Below are 26,265 nucleotides of genomic sequence, written 5' to 3'. Positions count from 1 at the left end.
TTTTTTTAGGATAAAATACGTTTGATTTACACAGATGTGAATAATAAAAAATGTAAGCGCTTTGTTTTGTGCTTGACTAAAGCGCTTACAAATGATACTATAAAATTATAAAACAATGGAGGGATTAAATGAAAAAAGTATTAGCATTATTTTTATTAGGTGTTACAGCTATTCTTTTAGCAAGTTGTGGAATCAATAATGAGCAAAAAATAGATGAAATCTTTGACAGTATCACGCTACCAACAGAGACTAAAGATAATATAGTTTTAATAGAGAAAAGCGAAAAATACCCAGACGCAAAATTTACTTGGACTTCCAATAATACATCAAGCCTTACTTCAAAGGGTGTTGTTAATAGGAAAGAAGTAGATGTCACAGTTCAATTGTTTTTACTAGTAGAATTGAATAGTGCAAAAAAAACAAAAACGTATTCTATTAAAGTTTTAAAAGACGATAAAGAAATAGTTATACCAACTATAGATTACAAACAATTCAATAATCCTTATGGCTTTGCCTCTTTAGGTATTACAGATAGAACAAATGCAGTTGCTAAAGAAGTTTCAACTGAAATAGAGTTCTTAGAGACGTTAGAGAATAAAGAAAATAAAGTGATTAAAATAACTAAAGATTTAAACATGGGATACCTAAATGTAGTCAAAAACTTAAAAGCTGCTAATAAAGATGAAACTAGAATAAAAGAATTAACAGAAAATAATTCTTTATATAGACGAAATCCTAATATTCCAATGCTACATCCTGTTTTAATTGAAGAAGGAGTAGGTCAACTTATTTTAGATGGAAGAGAAGATTTAATGATTTATTCTGAAAACGGAATAACCATTAAACACTTAACAACTCATATTAAAGGAAATTCAAAAAATATAGTTATCAGAAATATCAAGTTTGCAGATATATGGGAGTGGGATGAAAAAGATCGTGGTCAATATAAGGAAAACGATTGGGACTATTTCACATTAGAAAATGTTAATGGCTTATGGTTTGATCATTTATCATTTTCTAATTCTTACGATGGCATCATTGATGCAAAAAATAATGTAGAAAATGTTACATTATCCTACTTAGATTTAAATTTTGTCGTAACGGATTTTATAACTGTTCAAATGGATATGTTAGAAAATAACAGAACTGAGCATCCTTATTATGATGAATTACGAAATAGTGCAAGCAAAGAAGATATTACGATTGTTGCTGCTAGTCAGAAAAAAGGATTCAATTTTGGTAATACTACAGATGGATCAGGATTTGAAAATATTACAGTAACAATGCATCATATTTATGCTAAAAATCTACAAGATAGATTTCCTAGATTAAGAAAAGGTGATGTGCATTTATATAACGTTATATCAGATGCAACCGATATTTCTAAATTAAGAAATATAGGTATTCCTATTGTGAGCCAAGCGATTGTTCCAACTGAACAAGGAGCAGTTTTAATGGAAAATAGTGTCTTTAAAAATATTGCAGAAGCTATTAAAACACACCAAGATAGCAATCTAGACAGTAGATATACTGGAAAATACAAAGTTATTAATAGTTATCATATAACAGGTGAAACAGTCTATAAAGGATCAAGTGATGATGAAAATACTCTTTGGATCCAAAGTAATACTAATGCAGCTAAACAGCCATTCTATTTTAGAAACTGGCAAACGATACCATATAAATACTTACTAGAAGAAACTGCAAAATTAGAAGAAAGTTTTGATAAAAATCAAGCAGGTGTAGTTCAATTAACAGATTTTGATTGGTTAAAGATTGATATCAGTTTAAGTGAAAATAGTTCTAATAGAGGACAAATGATTCTTCCTGAAATGATTTCTTTGGATAAAGTGGTATTAGTTAAAAAAGCAGATACATACGTTCCTAATTTTAAAGTAATCAATTTTTATGGTAATAAAGAATTATTATTAAATACAGATTATACATACACTACAAATCTAGAGTTAGATACAACTGTACCAGGAAAATATGAAATAGAATATATAATCACATCAAAAACTGATAGTACAAATATTATAAAAATAGTACAAACAGTTATTGTTTATGATGAAACTAAAGAAAATGAAATTTATGCGTATAATATAAGTGATGAACAAAACGAAATGATCAATATATCACTTAATCTCTATATGAAAAAAGGTAATTTACATTACTTAATCACTGATCTAGAAAACCTATCACAAGATGATATATTGAATCATCAAGATAAAAAGTTAGTTGAAATTAATGATACTAGTATGATGCTAGAAAATATTCAATCTAATCGTAAAAAATACATATATTTAATCACAGAAACCAATGAACTTTATAGTCAAATAATCAAATATGATATTGTTAATGAAGAAGTGATTGAAATTACAACTGAAGAAGAATTTAACCAAATGTTAAGCGAACCTATAACCAAAGGAAAATATTACAAACTCATGAATAACCTTGATTTTACTGGCAAAACAATGAGCATCAGTACTATTTTCGAAGGTGTCTTAGACGGTAATGGATTCAAAGTTATGAATCTAACAGAAAAAAACTTAAGAAAAGGTATCTTTGAAGAAATTAAAAATGGAGTAGTTAAAAATATTACTTTTGAAAATATTAAGCTAACAGAGTTAAATAAGAGTGATAGAAATGGACTTCTTTCAGGAGCTATATCAGGAAAAACCACTATATACAATATAGAATTTAATAAGATAGAAATAACAGCTAAAAAGAATAAATTAGGACTTATAACAGGAGAAATAAGATTAGATTCTAGAGTAGAAATAAATAATATAAAAATTACTGATGTAAAATTATCAGCAAATAAATTAACAGCATTTTTAGTAGGAGAGCTAGGTAGCCTATCAAAAGTGATTATTAAGGATATTTATATGGATGTGGCAATTATTAATGCACCTTCAAATGAAGGAGCAGGATTGATCGCTAATATGGTAACTAATTCAAATCTAGATATATCTAATGTATATGCTACAAATATTCATGTTTCTGCAAGTCATAACGTAGGATTTATTGCAGGAAAAGTAAACTCTGAAGTAAGACTTAATGCAAACAATATATTTGTAGAATTGATAACTTATGAAATGAAAAAAGCAAATTACAATACCATGGTTGGAAATAATGATGGTATATCAACTTTAGGAGAAAAAGTATTCTTAAAAGGAATTACTAAAAAAGATGGAAATAAAGGATTAGGTGAAAGCACATATATAGCAAATGATATTATTTTAGATGAAACTTGGTTTACAGAAAATTTAAAAGATATGCTTGATTCAGAATCTTGGAAATATCAAGACAACGGGCTTATTTTAAAATAGTATTTAAATAAAAAAGTGAGTATAACTATCTAAATTGAGTTATGCTCACTTTTTATTAAAGTATAATCTAATAGAATAAAAATATCCCCTATTTTAAAATAGGGGATTATTAAGTATTATTTTCTAGTTACAAGTGATTTACCAGTCATTTCAACAGGTTTATCAATACCTAAGAAATCAAGTAAAGTAGGCGCAACATCACATAAAGCACCTTCATGAACAGTCACATTTTTATCAGTAACAATGACTGGAACTAAATTAGTAGTATGTGCTGTATGAGGATTACCTAAAGCATCTCTCATTTGTTCTGCATTACCGTGATCTGCTAGAATGATTGCTACTCCACCAATAGAAAGAATAGCCTCAACAACCTCTTTTACACAAGCATCAGTTGTTTCAACTGCCTTAACTGTTGCTGGGATAGAACCAGTATGACCCACCATATCTGGATTAGCAAAGTTTAAAATCATTGTATCATATTGTTTAGAAAGAATAGCTTTGACAGCTTTGTCTTTTACTTCGTAAGCACTCATTTCAGGTTTTAAATCATAAGTAGCAACTTTAGGAGACTCAACTAAAATTCTATCAGCACCTTTAAGTTCTATTTCACGACCACCATCAAAGAAGAAAGTAACATGAGCATATTTTTCAGTTTCAGCTGATCTAAATTGTCTTAGACCGTTATTTGCAATGACTTCACCATAAATGTTTTTTAAGTCTTGTAAAGGATATGCTAAGACACCCTTAACGCTTGCGTTATAATGCATCATAGAAACAAAGAAAATGTTATGTAAAGGTTTGTCAAATTTGAAATCAGCTTTACCTTCAGCATGATACAATTTAGTGTCTTCTGGATTAGAAATAGCTGTTGCTATTCTAATTGCTCTATCTGGTCTGAAGTTAGCAAAGATAACAGCATCATTATCACTGATTAAACCATTTTCATCAACCACAAAAGGATTCACGAACTCATCAGTTAAATTATTATCATAAGCATCTTGAATACCTTCAATAGCAGTTTTAAATTTAGGACCAGTTCCTAGAACCATTGTATCATATGCTTTTTGTAATCTTTCCCAGTTATTATCACGGTCCATAGCATAATATCTACCTGAAACAGTAGCAACCTTTAATCCATGATTAACTAAATCAGTTACATAACCTAGACCTGATGTTTGAGGGGTATCACGGCCATCAGTAAAAGCATGTAAATAAGTTTTATCTGATACACCTTGTTGTTTAGCTAAATCATATAATGCTTTAATGTGAGTAGTATAGGCATGCACACCACCGTTTGATACTAAACCAAGAATATGTAATTTACTATTATTTTTTTTAACATGTTCAATTGCTTTTAAGAAAGCTTCATTCTTGAAAAATGAACCATCTTTAATTGAAACATTAATTCTTGTTAATGATTGATAAACAACACGACCTGCTCCTAAATTTAAATGTCCTACTTCACTATTACCCATTTGTCCTTCTGGTAGACCAACAGCTTCGCCTGATGCTACTAAAGTGCTATGTGGATAAGTTTTAAATAAATGTTCTAAATATGGAGTTTTAGCTAATGTAACAGCATTTGAATCGCTTGGTTTAGCTAAGCCTAAACCATCCATAATGATAAGTCCTGCAAATTTTTTCATACTTTCACCTCAATATATTTTTCATTTCTATTATACAATATATTTGGTTAAAAGTAACAAATTGTGGTAGAATTGTTATAGAAAGAGTGTGAGTGAAATGAATAGAAAAACATTAACAAAATTATTTTATATACCTGTGCAACTATACTTTTTAGTGGTGGCAGTCTTTTTAATAATAACAATGAATACAGTGATTGCAGAAAATATCACACATTTACTAGGCGGAGTTGCATTAGCAATTGGCTTTGTACCGCTTATTTTATATAAAAATATGAGAAGAAAATTAAAGCCATATGGTAGTATTTATGCTTACTATGGATATGAAGCATTTTTATTTATTTTGCCTATTTTGCTTTACTATGCCTCAATGCAAAATGACATTATTGAAATTATTGCATTTGTCTTTTTATTTTTAACAGTTGTCTATACAAGAGTAGTTACTAAACTCTTTATGATGTCAGAAGAAAAGATAACGAATATTATTCCAGAGGTTAAAAAAAATACAGACTTAAAAGTAATCATAGCTTCAATATTCTTATTTACATACATCATACTTAATGTATGGTTTGGCTATATTAAACCAACTTATATTACTACTCCAACAACAGTGTATGAATATATAGTAATAGTTCTTATTTTAGTTTCCGTTTTAGTGCTTGAATATAAAAAAATTGTTAGAGTCCCTAATAAAAATGGGTATTATATATCACTTGTATTATTAATCTTATATTTAGCTGTACCACTTTTATATAGTCAAGATTTTAAATTATTTATTGCATACACAGTAGTTTATGCAACTGGTTATATGAGTTTATATTTATTTGGATTTGAAGAGTTTCCATTTCTAAAAAGATAAAGTACTTGAAAAAATATTTGATGGTGCTATAATAAAATAGAATTTAATAACTTCGGGGCGGAGCGGAATTCTCCACCGGCAGTATAGTCTGCGAGCGTTAAGCATGAACTAGTGAGATTCTAGTACCGACAGTTAAAGTCTGGATGTGAGAAGAAAAATATACGTTTTTTTAACGTCTTTTTTAGTCGTCCTTAAGTTTTTGGATGACTATTTTATTTTTAAAAGGAGTTAAAAATGAAAAACAAAATTATTTTAAAAAAACTTGTGTATATTATTTCTTTATCCGCTATAGCAATTATAGTCAGTTTGATTGAAATACCAATACCATTAGCAGAAGGATTTAAACTAGATTTCAGTGAGGTAGCTATTTTAATCGCTTACTTAGTTTTAGGATTTAGGGGTGCTAGTACTGTTATTTTAATTAGAACGCTTGTTAGACGTTTATTTAGAGGGTTTGATCCTATGGGACTCTTTGGAGAATCATTAGCCTTTTTTTCATCATACATTATGTTATTTACATATATGATGATCAAGAAAGTGTTTAGGGATAAACAACAACCTTTAATTTTAGATATGCCCATTGAAATAGAAAAAATAAGCCTGAAAAAATGGATTTTAGTTCCAATTATTTTTTCTTTAAGTCTAGGCATTTCATTTACAGTACTTCATCTTTCTATCACACCATACGTAATTGGAATGATTACGATGAATAAACCGCTTATTCCATATGATAATTTTTCATCGTATATAGTTAAAGCTTTTATTTTCTCATTTTCATATATTCCGTTAAATTTTGTTAAAGGTGCAGCAAGTGGGATTGTCTTTTTATTACTTAAACCAAGAATTGAGCAAATTGAACTTTAAAAAAAGCATGCTAGATAAAATTGATATTTTAACATAGATAAAATCAGGTGTTTTAGGTAAAAGAAAAGAGAAGTATAACGGAGTCTTAAAGAAAGCGTTTTCAATTATAGGCATCTTTCAAATTAGTTTAAAATAGAGTATAATAATTATGGAAATAAAAACGATAAAAAATAAGGAGTGAATTAAATGCCATACATTACAGAAGTATATGCACGCGAAGTTTTAGACTCACGTGGTAATCCAACAGTAGAAGTTGAAGTTTATACTCAATCAGGAGCATTCGGACGCGCAATCGTTCCATCAGGTGCTTCAACAGGAGAACACGAAGCTGTTGAATTAAGAGATGGAGATAAAAAAAGATATTTAGGTAAAGGGGTTTTAAATGCAGTTAACAACGTTAACGAATTTTTAGGACCTGAAATCGTCGGTTTTGATGTTACTGATCAAGTAACAATTGACCAATTATTAATCGCTTTAGATGGAACACCTAACAAAGGTAAATATGGAGCTAATGCTATTTTAGGTATTTCAATGGCTGTAGCAAGAGCTGCTGCTGATTTCTTAGGAGTTGAATTATACCAATATCTTGGTGGATTCAATGCTAAACAATTACCAGTTCCAATGATGAATATTGTAAACGGTGGAGCACACTCAGATGCACCAATCGATTTTCAAGAATTCATGATCTATCCAGTTGGAGCTAAATCATTTAAAGAAGCTATCCGTTGGGGAACTGAAGTATTCCATAATCTAAAAGCTATTCTTAAAGCAAAAGGATTAGTAACTGCAGTTGGTGATGAAGGTGGTTTCGCACCAAATCTTGCATCAAATGAAGATGTTATTGATCATATTTTAGAAGCTATTAAAAAAGCTGGATATGAAGCAGGAAAAGATATCTATATTGGATTTGACGTTGCAGCTTCAGAATTCTTTGATAAAGAAAAAGGAAAATATGTTTTCAAAAAATCTACTAAAGAAGAATTTACTTCTGAACAATTAGTTGAATACTATGCTAAACTAGTTAAAAAATACCCAATTATCTCAATTGAAGATGGTATGGATGAAAATGACTGGGCAGGATGGAAATTATTAACTGATAAATTAGGAAAAGATGTTCAATTAGTTGGTGATGACTTATTTGTTACAAACACAGAATATTTAGCTAAAGGGATTGCTACTAATACAGCAAACTCAATCTTAATTAAAGTTAACCAAATTGGTACTTTAACAGAAACATTTGACGCTATCGAAATGGCTAAACGTGCTGGTTATACAGCTGTTGTGTCTCATAGATCAGGTGAAACAGAAGATACTACAATTTCAGATATCGCTGTTGCTACAAACGCAGGACAAATTAAAACAGGTTCAGCATCACGTACAGACCGTATTGCTAAATACAACCAATTAATTAGAATTGAAGATCAATTAGGAGATACAGCAGTATACCTAGGATTAAAATCATTCTATAATTTAAAAAAATAAGTATAATTTATAATTAATTAGAGAGCACTTATAAAAAAGTGCTCTTTTTTTAATGCAAATAAATAAATAAATTATTTGTACTGAAAGAATTTACATTACAAAACTTTTACTCTTATGATTAGTTATTTAATGTTATAATATTTATGAGGTGGAAGAATGACCCGATTAAATGAAGTGTTCATATGGTATTATGAACAAAATAAAGAATTTATAACAATTGAAGAAATCGAAGATAAATTTGAAGGTGACGCATTAGAACTTATTAAAGAAATGGTAGGTTTTTTTGACTATCATGAAGCTTATGGATATTCACTTAGTAAAAGATATGCTCTAGGTTTATTAGATGTTAAAAAGAATGTAGCTTTTCTCTTACAAGAAGGGAAAGATTTAATACTTGAAAAAAGAGATTTAAAAGATGGTATGAACAAGGATTTAGTATTAGTTCAAAAACATAAAAAGTATAATGCAGTAATTAAAGTATTAAAACGTAACTTAACTGATATTGTTGCAAGTGTTAAAAAGAATAGAAATAATGTTTTATTTACTCCAAACAAAACATTTGATAAAAATGTTGTAGTTAAAAATTTCCCAGATAGTTTAGTAGATGGTCACGTTGTATTATTAAAAGTAGTAAGTATCACTCAATATAATATTGTTACAGAATTTAGTGAAATCATTGGACATAAAAATGATCCAGATATAGATATCTTAGAAATCATTTATGAATATCAATGGCCTTTAGAATTTCCAAAAGAAGTGCTAGATTCATTAGAACATATTGAGGTTGATGAACAATATGAAAAACAAACAAGAAGAGATTTAACAGATGAGTTTATTATTACAATAGACGGAGCTGATGCAAAAGATTTAGATGATGCAATTTCACTTGTGAAAAATGATAATGGCACATATAAATTAGGCGTTCATATCGCTGATGTAAGTTACTTTGTAAAAGAAGGGACATTAGTGGATAAAGAAGCTTATAAAAGAGCTACTAGTGCATATTTAGCGGATAGAGTGATTCCTATGATCCCTCATGTTTTATCCAATGGATTATGCTCTTTAAATCCTAATGAAGCTAAATATACAATTACATGCGAAATGATTTTAGATAATGAATATAAGGTTTTATCATATGAAATATTCCCAAGCATTATCATTAGTAAAAGAAGATTAACTTATAAAGAAGTTAATGAATTGTTAAAGCAAAATCAAAGTTTAAATGATCAAAAACTTGATGATATGTTATTAAAAATGAATGAAATTTCCCAACAATTAAAATTGTATAGACGACGCCGTGGAGGGATTGAATTTGAGAGCACTGAAATCAAATTTATCACTAATGATGAAGGCAAAATTATAGATGTTGAAGAAAGAAAAACAGATGATGCAGAAGAACTTATTGAATCATTTATGTTGTTAGCTAATGAGACAGTTGCCTATAATTTCCAAAGATTAAACTTACCAGGAATTTATAGAATACACGAAAAACCTGATGTACAAAAAATGGAACAGGCTTTAGATACATTGTTCAAACTAGGACAACCTGTTGATTATAAACGTATGATCCAACCTAAAAGTATTCAAAAACTAACTGAAGGAAGTAAGGATACGCCTTATCAGTATATTGTTCATAATACTTTATTACGAGCAATGCAAAAAGCTAAATACAGTCCAGAGTCCCTTGGACATTATGGCTTAGGTGCTAAATATTATTCACACTTTACATCGCCTATTAGAAGATATCCTGATCTTATTTTACACAGAATGATTAGAGAGTTTTTATTTACAAAAAAAGATATGAAAAAGAGTGTTAAGCACTTTAACAGAATTTTACCTGATGTATCTGATCACACATCAGCACAAGAAAGAAAAGCTATCATGATGGAACGTGATGTAGATAAGGCAAAAAGTTGTGAATACATGTTAGATAAAATTGGACAGACCTTTCCTGCACTGATTGTACAAATGATGAATGCTGGTATGTTTATCAAACTTGAAAGTGGCATTGAAGGTTTTATATCATTAAGAGATTTAAGTGGTTTTTATGAGTATGATGAACAAACACTTACTTATAAAAATAATAAAGGAAAAGATTATAAACTGGGAGATAGAGTTGTTGTTAAACTAATTGATGTTAACATGATTGAAAAACAAATGAACTACTCCATAGTTGATACCGAATCAAAAGAGTTGGTGAAGAAATATGAAAATCGTCGCACAAAATAAAAAAGCTACCCATGACTATTTTATAGAAACAAGATATGAAGCAGGAATCCAGCTTCTAGGAAGCGAAGTTAAGTCTATTAGAGCTACTAAAGTGAATTTAAATGATGCACATGTTAATATTAGAAATAATGAAGTGTATCTTCTTAATATGCATATTTCAAAGTATGATTTTGGGAATAGATTTAATCATGATGAATTACGTACTAGAAAATTATTATTAAATAAGAAAGAAATACTTAAACTTCAAAGTAAGATAAAAGAAGATGGGTATACAATTATACCACTTAAGGTATATTTAAAAGATGGACTGATTAAGATAGAAATCGCACTTGCAAAGGGTAAGAAAAATTACGATAAGAGAGAAAGCCTAAAAGAAAAAGATATGCAAATGCGCATGAAAAAACAATTTAAAATGAACTAACTAAGTAAATTTTAAAAATATTAAGTAGGTATTTATGGAATTAGAAATAATAAGAATGATTCAGAGAATAAGAAATGTTTTTTTTGATCATTTTTTTAATTTAATCACAGAACTTGGAGATCAATATGTTTTTATTCTGGTGGTTGTGTTCTTTTATTGGTTTATAAATAAAAAATCAGCTTATAGATTGGTCTTTGTTTTCTTGTTGAGTTCTGCTATGGCAACCATTATAAAACAAGTAGTAAAAAGACCTAGACCTTATATTCAAGATGAAAAGCTAACTGTTTTAAGAAAAACAGGAGGATATTCATTCCCAAGTGGGCATTCACAAGCTATTACAATTCAGTCACTTTTTATTTATAATGAGAGTTATTATAAAAATAAATATATTAAAATAATTTTAATTTTTTTAACTACTATTGTTCTATTTTCAAGAATGTATCTAGGTCAACACTATTTAACAGATGTAATTGCAGGGCTAGCACTGGGAAGCTTAATGTATTTGCTAGGTAATTTTTTATTTAAGAAAATGAATAATAAGGAAGAAGTATATGCACTTGTTTTAAGTTTTTTAATTAGTGTTATTCTAATTATTTTATTATTCTTTAAACCGGCATACGAAAGTTATCATAAAATTTATATAGGAGCATTTGGACTATTAGGATTTAGTGTAGGATATTATTTAGATAAGAAGTATTTGAAATATGAAGTTAAAAATAGTAGGTTAAAACATATCTATAAATTCATCATTGGGGTATTAGGGGCTTTACTAATTTACTTTGTAATTGAGATTATTTTTAAAGATCAAAGTTTATATAAGGACGCGATTTTATACTTACTATTAGGGTTATGGATAAGTATCGGCTCTTTATATGTATTTAAGAAAGTGGTGGGTTATGATCAAGAAAAGCTTTAAAGAATTAACTATCAATGAATTATATGATATATTGAAATTAAGATCAGAGATATTTATATTAGAACAAAATTGTGCTTATCAAGATTTAGACGATGTTGATAAAAGAGCTGAACATTATTTTATTTTAAATGATAAGTCTGAAGTTATCAGTTATGCCAGATTTATTCCTGAAAACATTAAATATGAAACAGCGTCTATCGGGAGAGTAGTAACTAAAAAAGAAGCACGAAAAAATGGATATTCTAAAAGAATTATTGAAGAAATGATTAGAGATCATAAACAACAAATTACGATTTCAGCTCAAGTTCAAGCACAACCATTTTATGAAAAGATAGGATTTAAAACAGTAGGAAATATCTATTTAGAAGATGACATCCCCCATATAAAAATGACGATTAATTGAGGTGAATGAAATGATGCGACTCGATTTTGGAATCAAAAATAGTAGAATATGGCACTTGTGCTCTCTAGAATTAGAAAAAAACTCTAGTGCAACCTTAGATAACTGGACGCGTTATAATGGTGGTATCAAAGAGATATTTTATATTAATGATAAAATAAAATTTTTAGAAATAGATCACTTTAATCATACTTTTACTTTTTATAAGTCAAACATTAGAAAACAGAACAAGGAAGATTTTAGAAGATACTATAAAGATTATTTTGAATATACAGAAATAGAAGAAGTATCAATATGATACTTTTTTTTCTTGCTATTTTTTAAACACTATGTTATTGTATTAGTATAGTGATACAACGAGGAGGAAATATGAACTTAAATAAGCTATATAAAAGAAGTTGGAATACAATTACTTTTGAATATATCATGGTATCTTTTTTTATTTTACAATTTGTTTTTCTTATTCTAAATAAGGGTACTAAAAATAATGACAGGGAGTTTCAAATAATTATTTATCATATTTTTGGTTTTATCTATGTGCTTAACACGAAGTTAACTACTATGACGAATAAACAAAGTTACCTCTTATTACTTCCAATAGAGGCAGAAAAAAGAACTAAAAATCAAATCAGTTTTTTGCTCAAATATGATATAAAAAATATTATTATTTACACTTTAGTTCCAATGAATTTATTTCTAAGAAAAGAAAATATGATAGAGAGAATAGATTTATTGATTCTATTATTCGTAGTGATGCTCATCTGTTCAGTCATTTATCATTTTTATATATCCGTGAGTAAAATAGATCACATAGTGACAAGGTTTTTAGTGGAAGAAAAAGAAGTAAGTCTTTTAAAATATTTCATTAGATTCATTTTAACCTATGTTGGTTATTCACTTCTGCTATGTGTTATATCATTTACACATGAAACCAAAGTTATCAAACCAGTCATCTTATTATCTATAATGATTCCTTTTTACTTAATTTTAACAGTAATTAGGTATAAAAGAGTATTAGCTAACTCTCACTTTCAAGAAAAGAGATTGAAATCTTTATCAGACAGGAGTGATGCGAATGTGGAAATTTAATGATGAGACACCTTTATTTAAGCAATTAGTGGAACAAATTAGGTTAAAAATTATTAATGGTTCTTATAAGCCAGGAGAAAAAATACCATCTGTTAGAGAGTTTTCTGTAGAAACTAAGACAAACCCTAATACTGTAGTTAAAGCATTATCAGAACTGGAAAATGCAGGACTTATTTATACAGAAAGAACAAATGGTAAGTTTGTAACAAAGGATATTGAAAAAATAAAGCATGAAAAACAAGAAGTTATTATGTTTAATATGAAACAAACATTTGATAAACTTTTCAGTTTGGGGATAACAAAAGAAGAATTGATTGAATACATAAAGGAGATGCGCAATGGCGATAATAATAATTTCTAACTTAACTAAAAAATTTAAAAATAAAAAAGCACTAGATGACATCAATATAGAATTTCTCCCAGGAAAAATATATGGTATTTTTGGTAATAATGGTGCGGGAAAAACAACACTATTAGATAGTATTGCGCATCTTTTAATACCAACAACGGGAGAAATTTTGGTAGATGATCATAAATTAGGAAAGCATTCAAAAGAAAAGATTTCTTTTATGATTGCCTCAGGATTTGAACTTTCAAGAGTTAAGGATTTTATTTTTTGGTATGAATACTTTTTTGAAGACTTTGATTCAGATGAAGCATTGCTTATGTTAAAAAAATATGACATTAGTTTAAAAGAGAGAGTTTCTGAGTTGTCAAAAGGAACACAAGAAAAATTATCTGTTATTTTAGCAATATCTAGAAAAACTGAAGTCTATATCTTTGATGAACCACTTACTGGTGTTGATCCAGTGGATAGAATTGAAATATTGGATTTAATTCTTTCAAAGTCAACACCAGAAACAACAATTATCTTATCAACACATCTTATTTCTGAGACTGAAAGAATTATTGATACTGCAGTTTTCATGAAAGAGGGAAAGATTATTCTTAATAAAGAAACAGATGAAATTAGAGATGAAACTGGACTATCTATTGATCAGTACTACAAGGAGCTTTATAAAAAATGCTAAAAATTCTAAACTATAATCTAAGTAAGATTTTTAATAAATACACTTATAGTATTATATCGACTTCGCTATTAGTTATGATTGGAACGTATTTTATGCCACACGATATTGCAAAAATTGTCATTTTATCTATAAATATTTTTATAGTTTTAAATATTGCATTTAAATTATATTTAAGAAAATCAAAAATGATTTTTATTCCTTATAGTAAAATTAAGATTATGCTAACATTTATTCTAGAATACTTAATATATATATCAACTGTGATTGGTATAAGCGTTTGTTTTTACACACTAAACTATAATAAGAATATAGAAACAAATCTTACTTTTTTTGAAATCATAAATATATTTAATAAAACAATCTTTCTATACTCTATAGTGATTTCTTTTTTCTATTTTGCAGAATCAAATATAAAAAATATAAATAAATTTTTGAAAGTTACAGTTTGGTTTTTAATGGCAGTAGATGCAGGTATCGCATTTGAAGCTATGGATTTCTATAAGGATAACGTTTATAATGAAGAAATAATTCTTGCTTATATTTTAGGCTGTCTAGTCCTATTGTTAAACTTCATTTTTATTATAATAATAAATGAAAAAAAGGATCTAAAAGATGGAGTTCAAGCATACGTATAAAAAGCACTAGATATCTTTAGAATACTTTAAAAAAGTAGAGTATTTCATATCAAGTATTTGCAAAGCTTGAGAAACAGTTAATTCATTATTCTTATACTTCTTAACTACTTTCTTAAAATTATTAGGAAGTACATATTTAGGGCGCCCCATGTGGACGCCTTTTTCTTTAGCTATTTTTATTCCTTCAGCTTGACGCTGTTTAATATTTTTTCTTTCAGTTTCCGCAACAAACGATAAAATTTGTAAAACAATATCACTTATAAACTTACCAACCAAATTATTGGCATCATTTCTAGTGTCTAGTAAGGGCATATCAAGTACTTTGATATCCGCTTCAATAACTTTTGTAATATAATGCCATTCTTCAATGATCATATCATAATTTCTACCTAATCTGTCAATGGAGTGGATTAGTAGTAAATCATTTTTCTTAAGTTTTTTTCTTAAATTTTGATAATTTTTTCTCTCAAAGTCTTTCCCACTTTGCTTATCAATAATAATTTGTTTAGCACTTAAGCCTTGCCTTAGCATTTCTTCATATTGTCTGTCGATGTTTTGTGTGATTGTTGAAACTCTAACATAACCGTAGCGCATAATAATTCCTTTCTTATTCACTTTTCTATATATTATATCAATATACTTGAAAAATAGTATAAAAAAAAATGCTCAAAATTTAAGCATAAAAGTAAAATTTGTTAAAGGTACACCTTTATAATGCTTTAAAAATGTCTAGAATTGATACATTTGATTGATAATACAAGCCTTTTTTCTCTAAATATGCTAAAATAGACGTGTATAATCCTTTTTAAAATTTAATTTATAAAGGTGTACCTTTATGAGTAATATAAACTGTTAAGCACAAAGAAAACTGAACTGGATGTTAAGCTCTAAAATTATACTTTTGGCATTTATTTTGATACACGTATCCATATTTATTAGAAGTATAAAATAAAAAATACTAGTAATTAGCCACAAACATGTAATGATAGTCTGAATAAAAAATAAGCACAAATAATAAAATTTGTTATTTTTCGTATAAATTGACTATTTAGCATTAAAAATCATAAAATTAATTATGAAAAAATACTATATAAAATGCTTAAAATCGATTTAAATATAGTCTAGATAATCTATCTAATATAGTCATTCTTAATGAAACAAAAGATTGAATATTTTACCAGATGAATCATAAATAAGGGCACATACTTCACAATGGTTACGCGCACAAAAAGAGCAAATAATATTAAAAGATTAGGAAAATTTAATTATTGCAAACTTGGAAATAGAGGATGGAGTGTTTCTGAAAATGAAGATCAAAATAAATATAGACAAGAATATGGTTATATCTGTTGTAGGATTATTATATCCACCCTCAATGGTTTTATTATCAATAGGGTTATACCTTGAAGGTTATATATTACCTGCACTGTGCATCATATTATTTTTAATACTTAGTATAACTTGTGGATTAATAGTTGGAATAGTATATGGTGAAATAAAAGAAAAAACTTAAAAAGTAAAAGAGATAAAGTTAATGAAAACGAGGATAGCTTGACAAAAGATGCTAGTCATAAGCCTAGATAGATATAAAAAGTATTAAAAAATTCAAAATAAAAATAGGAATAAGATAAAATTTAAAAGGGATGATTAAATGATAGAAACAATAAAAATAAGTAATATCAAATATTTTCAAGAACCTATTACTCTAAAATTAGGTAGCTACAAAACATTAGAGATTATTGGTAATAACAACACAGGAAAAACAACGATACTTAAAAGTCTAGAAGAAATAGTGTGCTTCATTAGAGGTGACATTACTTCTAAAGACTTAAACTATATTAATCATAAAGAAATATTTACTTATGAACTTAGCTTTATACTTAATGAAAAAAAATTCCAATATGAATTTAGAGTATTAGCATCAAAAGTTGTTTATGAAAGATTAAGTGGTCAATATGACTCTTATTTTAAAGACATCTATATAAAAAATGGCTCTAATTTAAAATTGGGAAAACAAGTAATTGGGGATATAAAAAAATATTTGGAACTCATTAATTTAGAAGAAACAAAACTACTTTTGCCTCTATTGCAATACACTAAAGATAATGATCTATTTAGTATTATATTAAATAAAATTACTAATTGTAAATTTGTCTATACATATAAAGCAAAGGCAAATGAGATATTAGATTTACTTGATTCATCGTGCGAAGTATTATTGTTAGATGATTTATATAATAGACTGGATGAACAAACAATTACCTATTTATTAGATAAAATTGTAAAAACAAATAAACAAGTCATCTACACTACCGTTAATCAAAATATTAAACTAGAAAAACTAGAAGATAATACTTATCTATTACAAGAACTTAGTATATAAGATTTCTTATTTATTATCATTTATTTTTTTGTTTGCCTTTAGCATGTTTTTTAAGTAAGTATAAAAATAAAATTGATCAACAGTATAAAAAATCCCCCGATAATTGACGGGGGATTATCATTAATTATTTAGTTGCTTTTTCAAAAAGTTTAGAAACTTCATCCCAGTTAACAACTGCAAAGAATGCTTCAACATAATCAGGACGACGGTTTTGATAATTTAAGTAATAAGCATGTTCCCAAACGTCTAATCCTAAAATTGGAGTACCTTTATCAAGTGGAGTATCTTGGTTTAAAGTAGAAGTAACTACTAATTTACCATCTTTTCCAACGACTAACCAAGCCCAACCACTACCGAAACGAGTTTTAGCAGCATTAGCAAATTCATTTTTGAAAGCTTCAAATGAACCAAAGTCGCGGTTAATAGCATCTTTCAATTTACCTTCTGGAGTAGCTCCGTTATTTACTTTTAGTAAAGTCCAGAATAGTGAGTGATTAAAGTGCCCACCACCGTTATTTTGTACAGCAGTACGAATATCAGCAGGTACACTTTCTAAATCGCTTAATAAAGAAACTAAGTCTTTATCTAATTCTGGGTGCTTTTCTAAAGCAGCGTTAAGGTTTGTAACATAAGCGTTATGGTGTTTACCATGGTGGATTTCCATAGTTTTAGCATCTATAAATGGTTCTAATGCATCAAATGCATAAGGTAATTTTGGTAATTCAAATTTCATTTTAATATTTCCTCCTATAAGTCTTTCTTATAGTTATATGATACACAAAAAACTAAACAATTTCAAAGTTATTGCTTAGAAATCAAAGAATCAATCATTTCTTTTGAAATATCAATATAGATTGTCTTATGGTTTTTGTAGTTTAACTGATAACCTGGTTTTCCAGGGATTTTCTTAAGATTTCTTACTTGTGTATAATCAACGGGAATAGAACTGGAGTCACTATAAGATGAAAAATGCGCTGCCAGCATTGAAGCCACTCTAATGACATTTTCATTTAAAGTGTCTCCTCTGTAGATGACATGACTCCCGCCACCATCTTTAATATGAAACCAGTAATCATTAGAATGTGCTATTTCAGAAACTAAATAAGCATTTTGTGTGCTTGATTTACCGATATATATGATACCTTCGGGTATTTCTATTTGTAAAATATTAGGCTTTGATTTCTTTTTTGAGTGATGAACTTGTTTTTTCTTACTATAACCTTCTAAAATTAATTCTTGTTCTAAATCATTATAATCATCACTATTAAGATATGAAAAACTTTTTATAATATCTTCATACCAAGTAATTTTATCTTCAATCTCAATTAAAAAGTCGCCCATATGTGTGATAGTTCTTTTAGCTTTTTGATAAAGTTTATAAAACTTTTGAGCATTTTGGTTTAATGTTAAATTAGAATCAAGTAAAATATCATCTAAAGTAGCTGACTTTAAATTTAAATCAAGGTTTGATTGATAAATATAATCTCCGTAGTCTTTATAAACTAAATTCTTCTCGGCTGTTAATTTTTGAGATTCTAAGGTAACTTTCTTTTTTATCGCTTTCTTAAGTTTATCATCAATAAATTTTTCTAGTTTTAAGTTAGAAGTTACTTTTTTAATACCTCGATTAGAAAGAAGTTCTGATAATGAATTGAAGTATTTCTTATTTGAAGAATTAAAAATATCGATGAAATAGAATTTTTGGCTATCTAATTCCAAGGTAGGCACAACTTCAAGGTTTTTAAGACTCATTACTTTTTCACTGACTAGATATTTTGCAAGTAAAGTTGAAACGCCCTCGTATTTTTCTGTTATTTCCTTATACGAAAGATGAGCGTCATAAGTATAATCTAAGAATGATAATTTAGATGAAGGAAAGTATTCAAAAGTTGCCTTAGGCATTAATTGTCTAGAGGTTAAAGAAAAAGATTTTTTAAAACAATCTAGAATAATATTGTCGCTAATTAGATATAAATTAGCATGCTTTCCCATTGCCTCAAAAATTAACTGTCTAGTCACAGGACCTTCTAAAAAATCATAGGTGGTAATATCGAAAATGATCACACGATCTGTATGGTGTTGTGAAATATTATTAATAATTCCACCTTCTAAATGCTTTCTTAGAGTCATTAAAAACTGGGATGAAAGACTAGAAGTACTCTTCGTTGAAGTAAGAAAAGCACTACATAAATGAGAATTTAAATTGATATTTAAAAACATTCTTTTTTTATTAAAATATAATTGAAATGAGAAAAGTTCTTTATCTGTTTGATTGATTTTTTCTATTCTTGCTTGTTTTAATTCTGTATTAAATTCATTGATTAAATGATAAATAAAAACACCGTCAAATGCCATAATATACACCTCATAATAAGTATAACACAAAAACAATAACTTAAATGAGCGATAACAAGCATAAAAAATAATGAAAAGACTAAAATAAACGAAATTGACAATGAAAACTATTTACATTTTTTCATATATCTTATATAATGATTTAAGAATACAAGGAGGTACTTATGAAACTTAATCAACGTGGTTTATTAATAGTTGTTTCAGGTCCTTCAGGTGTTGGAAAAGGGACAGTTAGAAAAGCTTTGTTTGATATTAAAAATCATAACTTAGTATACTCTGTTTCAATGACTACCAGAAAGCCTCGTGAAGGTGAGATTGATGGTCAAGATTACTATTTTGTAAGCAAAGAAGAATTTTTAGATGGTATTAAAAATGATAAGTTTTTAGAATGGGCTGAATTTGTAGGTAACTACTACGGAACCCCTCTTGATAAAATTGAAGCTCAATTAGATCAAGGCAAAGAAGTCGTTTTAGAAATAGAAGTTGAAGGAGCATTACAAGTTCGCGAGAGAATGAAGGATGCGGTCTTTATCTTCATTGTTCCACCAGGAAAACAAGCATTATATGATAGACTTAAAAAACGTGGAACTGAAAGCGAAGAAATTATTAAACAAAGAGTTGAAAAAGCAGATAAAGAATTCTTATTAGCTTATAAATATGATTATATTGTAGTTAATGATGATGTGAATAATGCTGCAGATAGAATTATGGCTATCATTCGTGCTGAACATGCTAAAACAGAACGAACTATTCATAATTACATTAAAATGTTGGAGGAATAAAACATGGCAAGAAATAAAGAAGGATTACGTTACCCATCAATTGATAAATTATTAGATAAAATAGATTCTAAGTATAAATTAGTTTATGCAGCAAGTAAAGTTGCACATATGATTGAAGAAGAAAACTTAGATGTAGATGCTGATTCAGTAAAATCAGTTGGTAAAGCTTTAGAAGAAATTTTAGATGATAGAGTAGAAGTAACATTTAAATAATGCTTAGGCATTATTTTTTTTATATTTAGTTAAGTAATTTTAAATATATTTAACTTAAATATATATACTTTAAGATATTAGTAAGTATTTAAGTATGGTATAATTTTTATGAAAGCACTTGGTGATATTATGTTAAAACACATAACAGTATTAAAAAAAGAAACTGTAGATGGATTAAATATTAAAAAAAATGGAATATACGTGGATGCGACCTTAGGTGGTGGTGGTCATAGTGAGGCAATACTAGAACAATTAGATTCAGGATTCTTATATGCTTTTGACCAAGATCTTTATGCTATTAAAAGAGCAAGCGAACGATTAGCTAAATATTCTAATTTTAAAATCATTCATAGTAACTTTGCATATCTTAAAGAAAAGTTAAACGAAGAAGGTATTACTAAGATTGATGGTATTTTATTTGATTTAGGGTTATCCTCTTTTCAAATAGATGATTCTGATAGAGGCTTTAGTTACTTAGTAGATAAACCACTTGATATGAGAATGAACCAACAACAAAGAATTACCGCTAAAGAAATTGTTAATACCTATGAATTTGAACAATTAAGAGATATTTTCTTTATTTACGGAGAAGAAAAAAATGCTTCTAAAATAGCTAGTGAAATTATTAAAAGAAGACCCCTTGAAACTACCTTTGATTTAGTAGCTATTACAGATAAATATAACTTTAAACAAAAAGGGCACAGTGCTAAAAGAGTCTTTCAGGCGCTAAGAATTGAAGTGAATCAGGAATTAGAAGTATTAAAAGACGCTTTAGTACAAAGTATGGAACTATTAAATGTTGGCGGTAGAATGGCATTAATTAGTTTTCATTCTTTAGAGGATAGAATTGTCAAACACTTTTTTAAAGAATATAGTGAAATAAAAATACCTAAAGGACTGCCTATTATAAGTAATGAGGTTGCCCCATTAAAGTTAATTACTAGAAAAGCAATATTACCAACAGAAGAGGAACTATTAGAAAATAAAAGAAGCCACTCTGCTAAATTAAGAGTAGCTGAAAAAAATAAGTGAGGATAATATAAAATGAATATAGCATTAATTGCCCATGATAAGAAAAAAGAACAATTAATACAATTTGTTAAAGAAAATGAAAAAGCATTCTCAAAGCATAACTTATTTGCAACAGGGACAACAGGAAAACTTTTGATGGAAGCTACTCATTTAAAAATAGAAAGAAAAAAATCTGGGCCACTTGGCGGAGATCAAGAAATTGGTTCTATGATTGCTAATGATAAGTTAGATATCATTATCTTTTTTAGAGATGCACTTACGGCTCAACCTCATGAGCCTGATGTTTCAGCATTATTAAGATTATGTGATGTTTATGAAGTACCTTTAGCAACCAATCTTGCCAGTGCCACATTATTTTTAGAACATATTAATAAGAAGTAATAAAAAAAGAGATTATTTAACCACATAATCTCTTTTTTTGACATCTAAGCGAAACTGTTTATTTTTTAATAACAGAGACAATCATCTGAATATATTCTACATTACTATTTTTAAATAGCGGATGATCTTTAACCAAATTAAAAATTTCTGGATTTTGGATTTCTGAAATTTCTTGTGTTTCATTAGTTAAATCTTTTGTCACAATATGAATGTGACTAGAAATATTATGATGAGGGTTATTTTGTGCAATATCATAATAAATCTCACCATCAATATTTAATTCCATAATAACTTTGTTTTGAACAAAGAAATCTAAATTATTATATAAAGTAGAAATGTTATCAAATCCTTTTTCTACTAAACGATCGTGGATGTCTTTAAATCTTAAATGATTATTTTCTAATACATCAAGTAAAGCTTTTCTTGCTTTAGTTAATCTAAAAGCATCTTTATCTAGATGAGAAAGATAATTAGTGTAGTGATTATCCATAATTCTTTCCTCCTTAAGCCATTTTTGTAAGTTAAAAGGATTCCACTTACAAAAAAATCAATCAAACTAATATATCTATTATACAAAAAAGGTAATAAATACGCTATCAATAAACGTTTATAAAGTAAAAATTGCAATATAATGATATAATATTTTTGGTGATTAGAAATGATTATTGTTTATGGCGGAGCTTTTAATCCACCCACTAAGGCACATTATAACATCATACAAACAACTTATGAGCTTTTTAAACCAAAAGCTTTTATTGCTATACCGGTGGGCGAACTTTATCATAAAGATGATTTAGTTTCTTTTTCTGATAGAAGTAACATGTTAAAACTTTACCAAAAAGATTTCCCATTCTTAATTGTTTCCCATTTAGAAGAAAAACAGAAATTTAATGGAACAGTTGAGACGTTAGAAAAAATTAGTCAAGAATATCGAGATGAAAAAATAGTACTATTGATTGGTAGCGATCAGTATTTAAACTTTTCTAATTGGATTAAATATGAAGAAATTTTAAAAAAATATGAATTAATTGTTATTTTAAGACCTAATTATAAAATTGATGAAACTAAGTATGATGAATATAATCCTAGAATTAGATTTATTCAACTTGATTTAGATATATCTTCAACTGAGGTTAGAAATAACGTAGAATTAAACAAAGATTATTTAATGAATGATGTATATGAATATATTATAAAAAACAAACTATACCGCAGGTGAAAAGTTATGTATAAAAACGGATTTATAAAAGTAGAATTAGCAACCATTAACCAAACAATTGGTCGTCCTTTAGAAAATGCAATAGAAACATTAAAAATATTAAATAATAGTCAATCGGCTATTGTTCTTTTTCCTGAACTTTCATTAAGTGGATATACAGCAGCTGATTTATTTTATGAAAAAAGTTTTTTAGATGAGTCTTTAGAAGCTTTAAAAGAGGTAATAGATAAAACAACTTATAAAGGGGTATACATAGTTGGTTTACCACTTTTAGTAGATGAAGTTTTGTTTAATGCAGCTATTGTTATTCAAGATAAGAAAATACTTGGAGCGATACCTAAAAAATTCATTCCAAATTATAAAGAGTTTTATGAAAAAAGATGGTTTCAAGCAGGAATGTTTACCCAAAATAAAGAAATAACTATTTTAGGACAAAAAGTTTTATTTGGAGATATGATTTTTGAAAATAGTCAATATAATGTGAAATTTGGCGTTGAAATATGCCAAGACTTATGGACTACTTATGCTCCAAGTGATTTACTTGCCTTAAATGGAGCACATTTACTCTTTAATCTATCTGCTTCAACAGAGCATATTAATAAAGTTGAAGGTAGAAGAAGTGCAGTGATAGATCACTCAAGAAAACAGATTAGTGGTTATTTTTATACAAGCTGTGGCTCAAGTGAATCAACAACTGATGTTGTTTATTCAAATCATAAACTGGCTGCTGTTTTAGGTGAGGTTATTGGAGAAAAAGATTTTTTCAATAAAGATGAGACTTTAGTAGTTGATGTTGATGTTGATGCTATTAAACATCAAAGAAGAGTTGATATGACTTATGCAGATCAAAAAATAGGAAATGAAAAAAATATTCCATTCATTCCTTTTACAATAACTGAAAGTAAAACATATCAATTTGAAAAACAATTAGATAAAACACCATTTATTCCTAAAAATAATACAGAGTATCAATTTAGATTAGCGAGTGCAATTCAAACAGAGGCTCTTAAAACTAAATTAAGAAGTGTAAATAACTTAAAAATTGTCATTGGTATTTCTGGAGGGCTTGATTCAACACTCGCACTATTAACTGCGTATAAAGCAATAAAAGAATTAAATAGAGACCCAAAAGATGTCATTGGGATTACAATGCCTGCAGAGGCAACTTCAAATAGAAGTAAAAATGATGCAGTTAAACTAATGGAAAAACTAAATATTACACAATTAGTGATTCCAATTAAAAAAGAAGTTGAAACACATCTAGAATTACTTAACCATAACCATGAAGATACTACCTATGAGAATACACAAGCCAGAATTAGAACAATGATCTTAATGAACACTGCTAATAAAGAAAATGCTTTTGTCTTAGGCACAGGTGACATGTCAGAGATTGCTTTAGGCTGGATGACATTTAATGGAGATCACATGAGTATGTATAACGTGAATGCTGGTTTACCTAAAATATGGGTTAAAGCATTAGTTGAGTATTATGCTGAAAATGAATTTAAAGATTATAAAAATATATTAGAAAGTATTTATAACGCACCTATTTCACCAGAACTCAAAAAAGAACAAAAAACTGAAGATGAAGTAGGATTATATGAAATTAATGATTTTATCATGTATCATTTTTTAGTAAATGGTAAAGATAAAAAACAAATTAAATGGTTACTTGAAAATACATTTGGACTTACTAATGAGCAAAATGATAAATATATCGAACGTTTCTTTAAACGTTTTTATACTCAGCAGTTCAAAAGACAACCTATGCCAGAAGGACCAAAAGTATTATCTATAAGTTTATCTCCAAGAGGAGAATTAAGATTACCAAGCGATATAAAAAGAAAGTGAAGTCAATGAATAATAAAAATAAAAAAGTATTAATAGGATTATCCGGAGGTGTTGATAGTAGTGTTGCTGCGTTACTACTAAAACAACAAGGATACGATGTAGAAGCTGTTTTCATGAGAAACTGGGATAGCGCAACCAACAGTGATATTAATGGTAACCCAACTTTAAATGATGAAGTTTGCGAACAAGAAAAAGATTATCAAGATGCAGTAAGAGTTGCTAACCAAATAGGTATTAAAATACATAAAGTAGACTTTATTGATGAATATTGGAATAAAGTCTTTGAATATTTCTTAGATGAATATAGAAAAAATAGAACACCTAATCCAGATATTCTATGTAATAATGAAATTAAATTTAAATCATTTGTAGAATATGCACAAAAATTTAACCCTGATTACATTGCAATGGGGCATTATGCTCAAGTTGATCAAACAGATATCAATAACCCTAAATTAATTAAAGCAGTAGATAATAATAAAGATCAAACATATTTCTTATCACAACTTGAAAGTGAACAAATAAAAAAAGTATTATTTCCTATTGGACACTTAACAAAGCCTGAAGTAAGAAAAATAGCATTAGAAAATAATTTAATTAATGCTACTAAAAAAGATTCAACAGGCGTTTGTTTTATTGGAGAAAGAGATTTTTCAGGATTTTTAAGCAATTATTTACCAGCTAAAAGTGGCGATATGAGAACGCTTGATGGAACATTTATTAAAGAACACTTTGGACTTATGAACTATACAATTGGACAAAGAAAAGGTTTAGGTATAGGTGGTACACAAGATGGTCAAGAACCATGGTTTGTTGTGGGTAAAGACTTAAAAACAAATACACTTTATGTAGAAAAAGGATTTGATCACCCTTATTTATATAGTGATAAAGCAATTATTACTGATGTAAAATGGAGAGGTGAAAAAAAATCAGGAAAAATGTTTGCTAAGTTTAGATACCGTCAACCAGATCAAGATGTATTTATTAAATGGTTAGATGATACGACAATTGAAGTAACATACCCACAAAAAATAAAAGCTGTGACACCTGGACAAGCAGCTGCTTTCTATTTAGATGATGTTTGTTTAGGAGCGGGATTTATTAACGAAGTGTTTAACGAAGGGAAAAAAAGACTTTATAGCTAA

27 protein-coding genes and 1 riboswitch are annotated in these 26,265 nt (G+C 28.0%); of the genes, 22 read left to right on the top strand and 5 right to left on the bottom strand.

The window, feature by feature from the left end:
• Nucleotides 1–128 precede the first annotated feature (128 nt).
• The gene (locus BN854_RS05095; RefSeq protein ID WP_026660726.1) at nt 129–3,332 is read left to right on the top strand and encodes a pectate lyase family protein; all 3,204 of its coding nucleotides are present in this window, start codon (nt 129–131) and stop codon (nt 3,330–3,332) included.
• A gap of 116 nt (nt 3,333–3,448) precedes the next feature.
• On the opposite strand, the gene gpmI is transcribed toward BN854_RS05095, so the two are convergent.
• On the bottom strand, nt 3,449–4,978 hold the full coding sequence (gpmI, locus tag BN854_RS05090; RefSeq protein WP_026660717.1) for a 2,3-bisphosphoglycerate-independent phosphoglycerate mutase: 1,530 nt from the start codon (nt 4,976–4,978) through the stop codon (nt 3,449–3,451).
• A 97-nt stretch (nt 4,979–5,075) separates the two neighbouring features.
• Between gpmI and BN854_RS05085 the strand changes: the two genes are divergently transcribed.
• The 12 genes from BN854_RS05085 to BN854_RS05030 all read left to right on the top strand — a co-directional run bounded on the left by BN854_RS05085 (nt 5,076) and on the right by BN854_RS05030 (nt 14,901).
• Entirely contained in the window at nt 5,076–5,834 is a 759-nt protein-coding gene (locus BN854_RS05085; RefSeq protein WP_026660716.1) for a hypothetical protein, read from the top strand.
• 44 nt (nt 5,835–5,878) lie between these two features.
• Nucleotides 5,879–5,993, top strand: a riboswitch (FMN riboswitch).
• A gap of 75 nt (nt 5,994–6,068) precedes the next feature.
• On the top strand, nt 6,069–6,698 hold the full coding sequence (locus BN854_RS05080) for a Gx transporter family protein (protein WP_026660713.1): 630 nt from the start codon (nt 6,069–6,071) through the stop codon (nt 6,696–6,698).
• Between the two features lie 186 nt (nt 6,699–6,884).
• Nucleotides 6,885–8,180, top strand: a complete 1,296-nt coding sequence (gene eno / locus BN854_RS05075; RefSeq protein WP_026660709.1) for a phosphopyruvate hydratase — start codon at nt 6,885–6,887, stop codon at nt 8,178–8,180.
• 156 nt (nt 8,181–8,336) lie between these two features.
• Nucleotides 8,337–10,409: a ribonuclease R gene (gene rnr, locus BN854_RS05070; protein WP_026660700.1), complete on the top strand. Its 2,073-nt coding sequence runs from the start codon at nt 8,337–8,339 to the stop codon at nt 10,407–10,409.
• Complete coding sequence (gene smpB / locus BN854_RS05065; RefSeq protein WP_026660692.1) at nt 10,387–10,830, top strand: SsrA-binding protein SmpB; 444 nt, start codon at nt 10,387–10,389, stop codon at nt 10,828–10,830. Before rnr ends, smpB begins: the two co-directional genes overlap by 23 nt.
• A gap of 34 nt (nt 10,831–10,864) precedes the next feature.
• The gene (locus BN854_RS05060) at nt 10,865–11,746 is read left to right on the top strand and encodes a phosphatase PAP2 family protein (RefSeq protein WP_026660685.1); all 882 of its coding nucleotides are present in this window, start codon (nt 10,865–10,867) and stop codon (nt 11,744–11,746) included.
• Nucleotides 11,727–12,149 carry a GNAT family N-acetyltransferase gene (locus BN854_RS05055; RefSeq protein ID WP_026660677.1) on the top strand — a complete coding sequence of 141 codons (423 nt, stop codon included), beginning with the start codon at nt 11,727–11,729 and terminating at the stop codon, nt 12,147–12,149. Before BN854_RS05060 ends, BN854_RS05055 begins: the two co-directional genes overlap by 20 nt.
• Nucleotides 12,150–12,159: 10 nt before the next feature.
• Nucleotides 12,160–12,444 carry a hypothetical protein gene (locus tag BN854_RS05050; protein WP_045959792.1) on the top strand — a complete coding sequence of 95 codons (285 nt, stop codon included), beginning with the start codon at nt 12,160–12,162 and terminating at the stop codon, nt 12,442–12,444.
• 71 nt (nt 12,445–12,515) lie between these two features.
• Nucleotides 12,516–13,235, top strand: a complete 720-nt coding sequence (locus BN854_RS05045) for a hypothetical protein (RefSeq protein WP_026660660.1) — start codon at nt 12,516–12,518, stop codon at nt 13,233–13,235.
• Complete coding sequence (locus BN854_RS05040; protein WP_026660653.1) at nt 13,222–13,596, top strand: GntR family transcriptional regulator; 375 nt, start codon at nt 13,222–13,224, stop codon at nt 13,594–13,596. The genes BN854_RS05045 and BN854_RS05040 overlap by 14 nt, the downstream gene beginning before the upstream one ends.
• Nucleotides 13,574–14,266, top strand: coding sequence for an ATP-binding cassette domain-containing protein (locus tag BN854_RS05035; RefSeq protein WP_026660644.1), 693 nt, complete (start codon nt 13,574–13,576; stop codon nt 14,264–14,266). Before BN854_RS05040 ends, BN854_RS05035 begins: the two co-directional genes overlap by 23 nt.
• Nucleotides 14,260–14,901 (top strand): hypothetical protein, encoded by a 642-nt coding sequence (locus BN854_RS05030; protein WP_026660637.1) that lies wholly within the window; start codon nt 14,260–14,262, stop codon nt 14,899–14,901. The genes BN854_RS05035 and BN854_RS05030 overlap by 7 nt, the downstream gene beginning before the upstream one ends.
• A gap of 6 nt (nt 14,902–14,907) precedes the next feature.
• Here the strand turns inward: BN854_RS05030 and BN854_RS05025 are convergent, their stop codons facing one another.
• The gene (locus BN854_RS05025; protein ID WP_026660629.1) at nt 14,908–15,495 is read right to left on the bottom strand and encodes a recombinase family protein; all 588 of its coding nucleotides are present in this window, start codon (nt 15,493–15,495) and stop codon (nt 14,908–14,910) included.
• A 712-nt stretch (nt 15,496–16,207) separates the two neighbouring features.
• Between BN854_RS05025 and BN854_RS05020 the strand changes: the two genes are divergently transcribed.
• Nucleotides 16,208–16,414, top strand: a complete 207-nt coding sequence (locus BN854_RS05020) for a hypothetical protein (protein WP_026660623.1) — start codon at nt 16,208–16,210, stop codon at nt 16,412–16,414.
• A gap of 138 nt (nt 16,415–16,552) precedes the next feature.
• Nucleotides 16,553–17,284: an AAA family ATPase gene (locus BN854_RS05015; protein ID WP_026660618.1), complete on the top strand. Its 732-nt coding sequence runs from the start codon at nt 16,553–16,555 to the stop codon at nt 17,282–17,284.
• A gap of 124 nt (nt 17,285–17,408) precedes the next feature.
• On the opposite strand, the gene BN854_RS05010 is transcribed toward BN854_RS05015, so the two are convergent.
• Both BN854_RS05010 and BN854_RS05005 read right to left on the bottom strand, forming a co-directional pair.
• Nucleotides 17,409–18,017: a superoxide dismutase gene (locus BN854_RS05010; RefSeq protein ID WP_026660613.1), complete on the bottom strand. Its 609-nt coding sequence runs from the start codon at nt 18,015–18,017 to the stop codon at nt 17,409–17,411.
• A 68-nt stretch (nt 18,018–18,085) separates the two neighbouring features.
• Nucleotides 18,086–19,639: an Rqc2 family fibronectin-binding protein gene (locus BN854_RS05005; RefSeq protein ID WP_026660604.1), complete on the bottom strand. Its 1,554-nt coding sequence runs from the start codon at nt 19,637–19,639 to the stop codon at nt 18,086–18,088.
• A gap of 164 nt (nt 19,640–19,803) precedes the next feature.
• Here BN854_RS05005 and gmk point away from each other — a divergent pair, with 164 nt between their 5' ends.
• From gmk to BN854_RS04985, 4 genes are all read left to right on the top strand, one after another.
• Nucleotides 19,804–20,421 (top strand): guanylate kinase, encoded by a 618-nt coding sequence (gmk, locus tag BN854_RS05000; RefSeq protein WP_026660600.1) that lies wholly within the window; start codon nt 19,804–19,806, stop codon nt 20,419–20,421.
• Nucleotides 20,422–20,424: 3 nt separating this feature from the next.
• Nucleotides 20,425–20,634: a DNA-directed RNA polymerase subunit omega gene (gene rpoZ / locus BN854_RS04995; protein WP_026660596.1), complete on the top strand. Its 210-nt coding sequence runs from the start codon at nt 20,425–20,427 to the stop codon at nt 20,632–20,634.
• 126 nt (nt 20,635–20,760) lie between these two features.
• Nucleotides 20,761–21,666 (top strand): 16S rRNA (cytosine(1402)-N(4))-methyltransferase RsmH, encoded by a 906-nt coding sequence (gene rsmH / locus BN854_RS04990; protein WP_193354446.1) that lies wholly within the window; start codon nt 20,761–20,763, stop codon nt 21,664–21,666.
• A 12-nt stretch (nt 21,667–21,678) separates the two neighbouring features.
• On the top strand, nt 21,679–22,047 hold the full coding sequence (locus BN854_RS04985) for a methylglyoxal synthase (protein ID WP_026660594.1): 369 nt from the start codon (nt 21,679–21,681) through the stop codon (nt 22,045–22,047).
• A gap of 58 nt (nt 22,048–22,105) precedes the next feature.
• On the opposite strand, the gene BN854_RS04980 is transcribed toward BN854_RS04985, so the two are convergent.
• On the bottom strand, nt 22,106–22,537 hold the full coding sequence (locus BN854_RS04980; protein ID WP_026660589.1) for a Fur family transcriptional regulator: 432 nt from the start codon (nt 22,535–22,537) through the stop codon (nt 22,106–22,108).
• A gap of 168 nt (nt 22,538–22,705) precedes the next feature.
• Here BN854_RS04980 and nadD point away from each other — a divergent pair, with 168 nt between their 5' ends.
• Genes nadD through mnmA form a run of 3 tightly spaced genes read left to right on the top strand, consistent with a single transcriptional unit; the run spans nt 22,706 to nt 26,265 of the window.
• Complete coding sequence (gene nadD / locus BN854_RS04975; RefSeq protein ID WP_026660581.1) at nt 22,706–23,266, top strand: nicotinate (nicotinamide) nucleotide adenylyltransferase; 561 nt, start codon at nt 22,706–22,708, stop codon at nt 23,264–23,266.
• A 6-nt stretch (nt 23,267–23,272) separates the two neighbouring features.
• The gene (locus tag BN854_RS04970; protein ID WP_026660578.1) at nt 23,273–25,120 is read left to right on the top strand and encodes an NAD(+) synthase; all 1,848 of its coding nucleotides are present in this window, start codon (nt 23,273–23,275) and stop codon (nt 25,118–25,120) included.
• Between the two features lie 5 nt (nt 25,121–25,125).
• Complete coding sequence (gene mnmA, locus BN854_RS04965; RefSeq protein WP_026660575.1) at nt 25,126–26,265, top strand: tRNA 2-thiouridine(34) synthase MnmA; 1,140 nt, start codon at nt 25,126–25,128, stop codon at nt 26,263–26,265.

Source organism: Alteracholeplasma palmae J233 (genome assembly GCF_000968055.1).
Lineage (GTDB): Bacteria > Bacillota_I > Bacilli_A > Acholeplasmatales > Acholeplasmataceae > Alteracholeplasma > Alteracholeplasma palmae.
The sequence above is the reverse complement of the archived record's forward strand: the minus strand, read 5'-3'. Positions and strand labels throughout refer to the sequence as shown.

Excerpts from the sequence above, each read along its gene's own strand:
- BN854_RS05095 (WP_026660726.1), top strand. The coding sequence starts at position 129 with ATGAAAAAAGTATTAGCATTATTTTTATTAGGTGTTACAGCTATTCTT.
- gpmI (WP_026660717.1), bottom strand. The coding sequence starts at position 4,978 with ATGAAAAAATTTGCAGGACTTATCATTATGGATGGTTTAGGCTTAGCT.
- BN854_RS05085 (WP_026660716.1), top strand. The coding sequence starts at position 5,076 with ATGAATAGAAAAACATTAACAAAATTATTTTATATACCTGTGCAACTA.
- BN854_RS05080 (WP_026660713.1), top strand. The coding sequence starts at position 6,069 with ATGAAAAACAAAATTATTTTAAAAAAACTTGTGTATATTATTTCTTTA.
- eno (WP_026660709.1), top strand. The coding sequence starts at position 6,885 with ATGCCATACATTACAGAAGTATATGCACGCGAAGTTTTAGACTCACGT.
- rnr (WP_026660700.1), top strand. The coding sequence starts at position 8,337 with ATGACCCGATTAAATGAAGTGTTCATATGGTATTATGAACAAAATAAA.
- smpB (WP_026660692.1), top strand. The coding sequence starts at position 10,387 with ATGAAAATCGTCGCACAAAATAAAAAAGCTACCCATGACTATTTTATA.
- BN854_RS05060 (WP_026660685.1), top strand. The coding sequence starts at position 10,865 with ATGGAATTAGAAATAATAAGAATGATTCAGAGAATAAGAAATGTTTTT.
- BN854_RS05055 (WP_026660677.1), top strand. The coding sequence starts at position 11,727 with ATGATCAAGAAAAGCTTTAAAGAATTAACTATCAATGAATTATATGAT.
- BN854_RS05050 (WP_045959792.1), top strand. The coding sequence starts at position 12,160 with ATGATGCGACTCGATTTTGGAATCAAAAATAGTAGAATATGGCACTTG.
- BN854_RS05045 (WP_026660660.1), top strand. The coding sequence starts at position 12,516 with ATGAACTTAAATAAGCTATATAAAAGAAGTTGGAATACAATTACTTTT.
- BN854_RS05040 (WP_026660653.1), top strand. The coding sequence starts at position 13,222 with ATGTGGAAATTTAATGATGAGACACCTTTATTTAAGCAATTAGTGGAA.
- BN854_RS05035 (WP_026660644.1), top strand. The coding sequence starts at position 13,574 with ATGGCGATAATAATAATTTCTAACTTAACTAAAAAATTTAAAAATAAA.
- BN854_RS05030 (WP_026660637.1), top strand. The coding sequence starts at position 14,260 with ATGCTAAAAATTCTAAACTATAATCTAAGTAAGATTTTTAATAAATAC.
- BN854_RS05025 (WP_026660629.1), bottom strand. The coding sequence starts at position 15,495 with ATGCGCTACGGTTATGTTAGAGTTTCAACAATCACACAAAACATCGAC.
- BN854_RS05020 (WP_026660623.1), top strand. The coding sequence starts at position 16,208 with ATGAAGATCAAAATAAATATAGACAAGAATATGGTTATATCTGTTGTA.
- BN854_RS05015 (WP_026660618.1), top strand. The coding sequence starts at position 16,553 with ATGATAGAAACAATAAAAATAAGTAATATCAAATATTTTCAAGAACCT.
- BN854_RS05010 (WP_026660613.1), bottom strand. The coding sequence starts at position 18,017 with ATGAAATTTGAATTACCAAAATTACCTTATGCATTTGATGCATTAGAA.
- BN854_RS05005 (WP_026660604.1), bottom strand. The coding sequence starts at position 19,639 with ATGGCATTTGACGGTGTTTTTATTTATCATTTAATCAATGAATTTAAT.
- gmk (WP_026660600.1), top strand. The coding sequence starts at position 19,804 with ATGAAACTTAATCAACGTGGTTTATTAATAGTTGTTTCAGGTCCTTCA.
- rpoZ (WP_026660596.1), top strand. The coding sequence starts at position 20,425 with ATGGCAAGAAATAAAGAAGGATTACGTTACCCATCAATTGATAAATTA.
- BN854_RS04985 (WP_026660594.1), top strand. The coding sequence starts at position 21,679 with ATGAATATAGCATTAATTGCCCATGATAAGAAAAAAGAACAATTAATA.
- BN854_RS04980 (WP_026660589.1), bottom strand. The coding sequence starts at position 22,537 with ATGGATAATCACTACACTAATTATCTTTCTCATCTAGATAAAGATGCT.
- nadD (WP_026660581.1), top strand. The coding sequence starts at position 22,706 with ATGATTATTGTTTATGGCGGAGCTTTTAATCCACCCACTAAGGCACAT.
- BN854_RS04970 (WP_026660578.1), top strand. The coding sequence starts at position 23,273 with ATGTATAAAAACGGATTTATAAAAGTAGAATTAGCAACCATTAACCAA.
- mnmA (WP_026660575.1), top strand. The coding sequence starts at position 25,126 with ATGAATAATAAAAATAAAAAAGTATTAATAGGATTATCCGGAGGTGTT.